1 protein-coding gene and 1 pseudogene are annotated in these 386 nt (G+C 49.5%); both read right to left on the reverse strand.

All coding sequences use genetic code 11. From position 1 onward, the window contains the following. A pseudogene (locus M3661_RS29975) lies at window positions 1–306 on the reverse strand (hypothetical protein); the annotation flags it as partial. Then, window positions 278–367 carry a hypothetical protein gene (locus M3661_RS30970; protein ID WP_397376570.1) on the reverse strand — a complete coding sequence of 30 codons (90 nt, stop codon included), beginning with the start codon at window positions 365–367 and terminating at the stop codon, window positions 278–280. The gene M3661_RS30970 and the pseudogene M3661_RS29975, both read right to left, overlap by 29 nt. Window positions 368–386: the final 19 nt, after the last annotated feature.

Genomic DNA, 386 nt, shown 5'->3' on the forward strand with positions numbered 1-386 from the left:
GCTGACATTCTGTTTTTCCAGTTTCTGCAGTTGAACTTTGACATCGTCTGTCAAACCCACATAGAAGCCCGGAATATCCAGCACGCCGACTTTCTCTTTACCGACGGTCTTCACCGACATTTTAACCGCGCGGTCTTCGAGACGAATACGTTCACGGGTCAATGTTACAGTGCGGGTCTTGGTCCCTTTACCAGCAGGTAAAATTTCCAGACGAACTTTACTGCCCTTCGGCCCTTTAATTAAGGCAACCACATCATCAAGACGCCAGCCAATCACGTCAACCCGGCTTGCCTGTTTGACCAACACCGACAATTTTGTCACCAACGCTGATAGCTTTACTCTTCGCTGCCGGACCACCTGCCACCATCGAATTGATAACGGTGTAG

This window comes from Paenibacillus sp. MER 180 (assembly GCF_023713665.1).
In the GTDB taxonomy this organism is placed as follows: Bacteria; Bacillota; Bacilli; order Paenibacillales; family Paenibacillaceae; genus Paenibacillus_B; species Paenibacillus_B suaedae.